Origin of the sequence: Streptomyces sp. KLMMK (assembly GCF_036961605.1) — a bacterium.
GTDB lineage: Bacteria > Actinomycetota > Actinomycetes > Streptomycetales > Streptomycetaceae > Streptomyces > Streptomyces telluris.
The window spans coordinates 1-5,154 of the sequence record NZ_JBAMDC010000433.1; the positions used below are offsets into that span (position 1 = coordinate 1).

The following is a 5,154-nucleotide window of genomic DNA, read 5'->3' on the forward strand; positions in this document are numbered from 1 at the left end:
CGGCGCGGCGCAGGGCGATCAGGCGGCGGTGCCACTCCAGCAGGGCGCGGTGCGGCTCGCGCTCCGGCTCCTCCCAGTCCAGGCAGGAGCGGGCGTGGGTGGCCGGGTCCTGCGGGTCGGGGATCTCCTCCGCGGCCCAGCCGTGCGCGGCGAACTCGCGCCGGCGGCCGGTGCGGACCGCCTCGGCCAGCTGCGGGTCGGTGTGGTCGGTGAAGAACTGCCAGGGGGTGCGCGCCCCCCACTCCTCGCCCATGAACAGCATCGGGGTGAACGGCCCGCCGAGGACGAGCGCGGCGGCGCAGGCCAGCAGCCCGGGGGAGAGGCGGGCGGAGAGCCGGTCGCCCAGGGCGCGGTTGCCGATCTGGTCGTGGTTCTGGGCGTATCCCAGGAGGCGCCGGGCCGGGGTGCCCGGGTCGAGGGGCCGGCCGTGCGGGCGCCCGCGGAAGGAGGAGTGCGTGCCGTCGTGGAAGAAGCCGCCCCGCAGCGTCTTGCCGAGCGCTCCGGCCGGGTCGGCGGCGAAGTCGGCGTAGTAGCCCTGGGACTCGCCGGTCAGGACGGTGTGCAGGGCGTGGTGGAAGTCGTCGTTCCACTGGGCGTGCAGGCCCAGGCCGCCCGCCTCGCGCGGCGTGGTGGTGGCCGGGTCGTTCAGGTCGGATTCCGCGATGAGGAACAGCGGCCGGCCCAGCCGGGCGGCCAGCGCGTCCACGGCGCCGGAGAGTTCGGCGAGGAAGTGCTTGGGCCGGGTGTCCGCGAGGGCGTGCACGGCGTCCAGCCGCAGCCCGTCCAGCCGGTAGTCGCGCAGCCAGGCCAGCGCACTGCCCGTCAGATACGCGCGCACCTCGTCGGAGCCGGGGGCGTCGAGGTTGACGGCGGCGCCCCACGGCGTGTGGTGGGTGTCGGTGAAGTACGGCCCGAAGGCGGGCAGGTGGTTGCCGGAGGGGCCGAGGTGGTTGTGCACCACGTCCAGGACGACGCCGAGGCCGAGCGCGTGCGCCGTGTCCACGAACCGGCACAGCCCCGCGGGCCCGCCGTAGGGCTCGTGGACGGCCCACAGCGACACGCCCTCGTACCCCCAGCCGTGCGTGCCGGGGAAGGGGCAGACGGGCATCAGCTCCACGTGGGTGACGCCCAGTGCGGCGAGGTGCGGCAGGCGCGCGGCCGCGGCGTCGAAGGTGCCCTCGCGGGTGAACGTGCCCACGTGCAGCTCGTAGAGGACGGCGCCGTCCAGCGGGCGGCCCGCCCACTCCTGCCGCCACGGGAAGCGCTCGGGGCAGGTGACGGCGCTCGGCCCGTCGGGCCCGTCGGGCTGCCGGCGCGAGCGCGGGTCGGGCCGCACGGGGCCCCCGTCCAGGGCGAAGCCGTACCGGGTGCCCTCCTCGCCGGGGGCCTCGCGGCGCCACCACCCGTCTCGGGCCGGGTCCCGCTCCATCGCGTGCGCCCGGCCGCCGGCGTGCAGCTGCACCCGGCCGGCCCGCGGCGCCCACACCTCGAACAGCACGGGCGGCTCCTTCCCGACGGCAGTGCTGTCCATGGTGCCCCGTGGTCAGGCCCCGCGGGCCGGAAGCAGGTCGATCCGCTCCTGCGAGACGGGGTAGCCGGCCTTCGCGAAACCTGCTGCCATCGGCAGGTTGCCCTGGTCCGTGGCGGCCGCGATGCGTGTCGCGCCCCGGGACACCAGGTCGTGCGTGCACTCCACGAGCAGGTCGTAGCCGTAGCCGCGGCCGCGCTGCCCGGGGACGACGCCGAGGTAGCCCACGCACGGCCCGGCCGGGTTGTGCGCGGGGATCTGCAGGCCGACCAGCTCGCCGCTGGGCGTGAAGGCGAGCCGCCACCACTCCCGGGGGGAGGGCAGCCAGGTGAGGAAGGCCATGGCGTCCTCGACGGCCGCGTCCAGGCCGAGTTCGGCGACGTTCTTGCTGTCGTGCGCGTCGAGCGTGCCCTCCATGGTGCGGCCCAGCACGTCGCGTACGACGGCGTCGTCGGGCTCGGGCCGGAAGACCAGCCGGCCGGGGCGCTCGGGCAGCGGGCAGCCGGTCGTCCACTCGTAGCGGAAGCGCTCGACCAGCACCTGCATCCCGGCGGCCTCGGCCACCGCGACGCGCGCCTCCACGGCGGCCCGCACCTCGGGCATCTCCCGCCAGCCGGGCGGGGCCATCAAGGCGTACTCGGAGCGCAGGGGAGAGGTGCGCAGCAGGCGGGCGGCCGCTTCCTCCTCGCCCTCGGCGAAGTCGAACCAGTCCAGGGCCTTGGGGGCCGCGTCGCCGGGGCCGCCCCACCAGGCGGCGCGGGCAACGACCCGGCCGTCGCGCAGCGCCACCCAGGTCCAGTCGGGGCGGTACTCCCCGCCCCGGTGCACGGGCACGTAGGTGTGGCCGAAGGCGCCCTTGCCGACGAGGGCGGGCACGTCGAGGGCCGAGAACAGGTCGGTGTCGCGCTCGGTGAGCGCACGGATGACCAGCTGGGTCATGGGGTCCTTCCGGAGAGGCTGTTGCGCTGGATGCGCACCGCCTAGGAAGGCCCATGCGGCCCCCGTCCGTCCACCGATTTCTCTTGGCGCGGTGTCTTTCAGACCTGGTGCAGCCCGCGCCCGGCCAGCGACAGCATCACCTCGCCCACCGCCTCCGACAGGGTCGGGTGAGGGTGGACGTGCTGGGCGACGTCGGCCGTGTCCGCGTCCCAGCCGACGACCAGCTGGCTCTGCGCGATCATCTCCGAGACGTGCGGGCCCACCAGGTGGACGCCGAGCACCCGGCCGCCGCCCTTCTCGGCGACGACCTTCACCAGGCCGCCCTGCCCGTGCACCATGCCCTTGGCCACGGCCGTCAGTGGCATCGAGTTGGCCTCGTAGTCATGCCCGCGCTCGCGCGCCTCGTCCTCCGTCAGGCCGACCGAGGCCGTCTGCGGAGCGGAGTACGTGACGCGCGGCACGGCGGAGTAGTCGACGGGCCGCGGCGCGCGCCCGGCGAGGGTCTCGGCGACCAGCAGCCCCTCCGCGAAGGAGGCGTGGGCGAGGCCGGGGGAGGGCGGCGGCAGCAGGTCGCCGACGACGTGGACGCCCGGCACGGCCGTCTCCAGGCGCGACCAGTCGGCAGGCGGGACGAAGCCGCGGGCGTCGGTGGCCGGTCCGGCCGCCGCCAGGCCGAGGCCGTCGGTGACCGGCACCCGGCCCACGGCCACCAGCAGCCGCTCCGCCTCCAGCGTGCGCACCTCTCCCCGGGCGGTGCGGAGCGTGGCCCGCACCCCGCCCTCGTGGACGACGACGTTCTCCAGCCGCGCGCCCGCCCGGACGTCGACGCCCCGCTTCTTCAGACCCCGCGTCAGGTACCGGCTCACGTCGGCGTCCTCCAGCGGCAGCAGCCGCTCCGCCGCCTCCACGAGCGTCACCTCCGCGCCCATGGAGCGGTGCAGGGAGGCGTACTCGACGCCGATGGCGCCCCCGCCCAGCACCAGCACCGAGCCGGGCAGCCCCGGCGCGAACAGGGCGTCGTCGCTGGTGACCACGCGCGCCCCGTCGGGCTCCAGGCCCGGCAGGGTGCGCGGCCGCGAGCCGGTGGCCAGCACGATGCCCCGGCGGGCCGTCCACCCGGAACCCGCCTCGGCGCCCGAGCCGATCCGCACCGCCCGCGGGCCCGTCAGCGTCGCGGTCCCCCGCACCACGTGTACGCCGGCGTGCGCCAGATGGCCCTCCACGCCCCGGTGGTTGCGGCCGACGATGTCGTCGCGGGTCGCGGTGAGGGCGGACCAGTCGACCGACTCCAGGGCCGCCTTCACCCCCCACCGCTCGCGCGCCTCCGCGATGCCGTCCACCAGCTCCGCCGCGTGCAGCATGGCCTTGCTGGGTATGCAGCCGCGGTGCAGACAGGTGCCGCCCACCAGGTCGCGTTCCGCGAGGACGACGTCGAGGCCCAGCGCTGCGGCCCGCAGGGCGGTGCTGTAGCCGCCGGTGCCGCCGCCGATCACGATCACATCTGTTTCGCGCATGTCTTCACCCTGCGCCGTCAGGGATTATGAGTCCAACGCAATGTTTCGATCGATCCCATGAACAGAGATCATGGGGCCACGGGAGGGCCGGGCATGAGCCTGCGGCAGATGGAGTACCTCGTCGCGGTGGTCGAGGAGGAGTCGTTCACCCGGGCGGCCGACCTGCTCAACGTGACCCAGTCCGCCCTCTCCCACCAGATCAAGGCCCTGGAACGGGACGTCGGCGGCCCGCTGCTGGAGCGCCGGCCGCGCGGCATCGGCCTGACCCCGATGGGCCGCGCCTTCCTGCCCCACGCCGAACTCGCCGTCCGCAGCGCCGAACAGGCCCGCCGGGCGGCGAAGGCCGCCGCCGGAGCGGCCGGCGGCGAGCTGCACATCGCCTCCCTGCACGCCCTCGCGGTCGGGGTGCTGCCGCCCGTCTTCGCGCGCTGGCGCCGCGCCTTCCCCGCCGTCCGCCTCCACCTGCACGAGTACGCGACCACGGAGGAACTGCGCGACCACATGGAGCGCGGCGTGGCCGACATCGCCGTCGGCCCCCGCCCCGAGGCCTGGCACGGCCCCGTCGTCTCCCTCGGCGCCGAGGAGATCATGCTGATCACCTCGGCGGACGACCCGCTCGCGGCCCGGACGGAACCCCTCGCGCTGCCCGAGCTGGCCGGGCGCGACTGGGTGCGCTGCGCCCTCGAACCGATCGTGCAAGGCAAGCGCTGGCTCGACTGGGTGTGCGAGCAGGGCGGCTTCGTCCCCCGTACGGCCGTCTGGACGGAGCACACCTCGACCGCCGTACGGATGGCGGTCTGCGGACTCGGCCTGGTCGCCGCCCCCGTGCACATGGCGCGCGACGTGCCCGGCGCGGCGACCGTCCCCGTCGACCCGCCCTGGCGCCGCGAGCAGACCGCCTTCGCGCGCGTGGAGCTCACCGGCACCACCGCCGCCTTCGTCGAGCTGTGCAGGGAACTGGCGTTTCCCGCCGGTGCCGGGCGGCCGGGGCCTCACGCCCCGTAGGGGCGCGGGGAACTGCGCGACCAGCCCCGTACCGCCCGCAGCCGACAGCGTTTCCGCGCACCCCGCGGAGCGCTCCGGCGCTCAGTCCCGCACGAGCAGCGCCACCGGCCACCGCTCCAGGAGCTCCGACAGAGCCACGGGCGCCCCATGCGCGGCGCCCGTCAGCAC

General features: G+C 75.8%; 4 protein-coding genes. 1 reads left to right on the forward strand and 3 read right to left on the reverse strand.

Annotated features, from left to right (window positions below; all coding sequences use genetic code 11):
- From treZ to lpdA, 3 genes are all read right to left on the reverse strand, one after another.
- On the reverse strand, positions 1-1,498 hold a 1,498-nt coding region (gene treZ / locus V7793_RS32995; RefSeq protein WP_336013392.1), incomplete at its 3' end, for a malto-oligosyltrehalose trehalohydrolase.
- A gap of 45 nt (positions 1,499-1,543) precedes the next feature.
- Positions 1,544-2,467, reverse strand: a complete 924-nt coding sequence (locus V7793_RS33000) for a GNAT family N-acetyltransferase (RefSeq protein ID WP_336013389.1) — start codon at positions 2,465-2,467, stop codon at positions 1,544-1,546.
- A gap of 98 nt (positions 2,468-2,565) precedes the next feature.
- On the reverse strand, positions 2,566-3,981 hold the full coding sequence (gene lpdA / locus V7793_RS33005) for a dihydrolipoyl dehydrogenase (protein WP_336013390.1): 1,416 nt from the start codon (positions 3,979-3,981) through the stop codon (positions 2,566-2,568).
- Positions 3,982-4,074: 93 nt separating this feature from the next.
- Between lpdA and V7793_RS33010 the strand changes: the two genes are divergently transcribed.
- Complete coding sequence (locus V7793_RS33010) at positions 4,075-4,986, forward strand: LysR family transcriptional regulator (RefSeq protein WP_336013391.1); 912 nt, start codon at positions 4,075-4,077, stop codon at positions 4,984-4,986.
- Positions 4,987-5,154 lie beyond the last annotated feature (168 nt).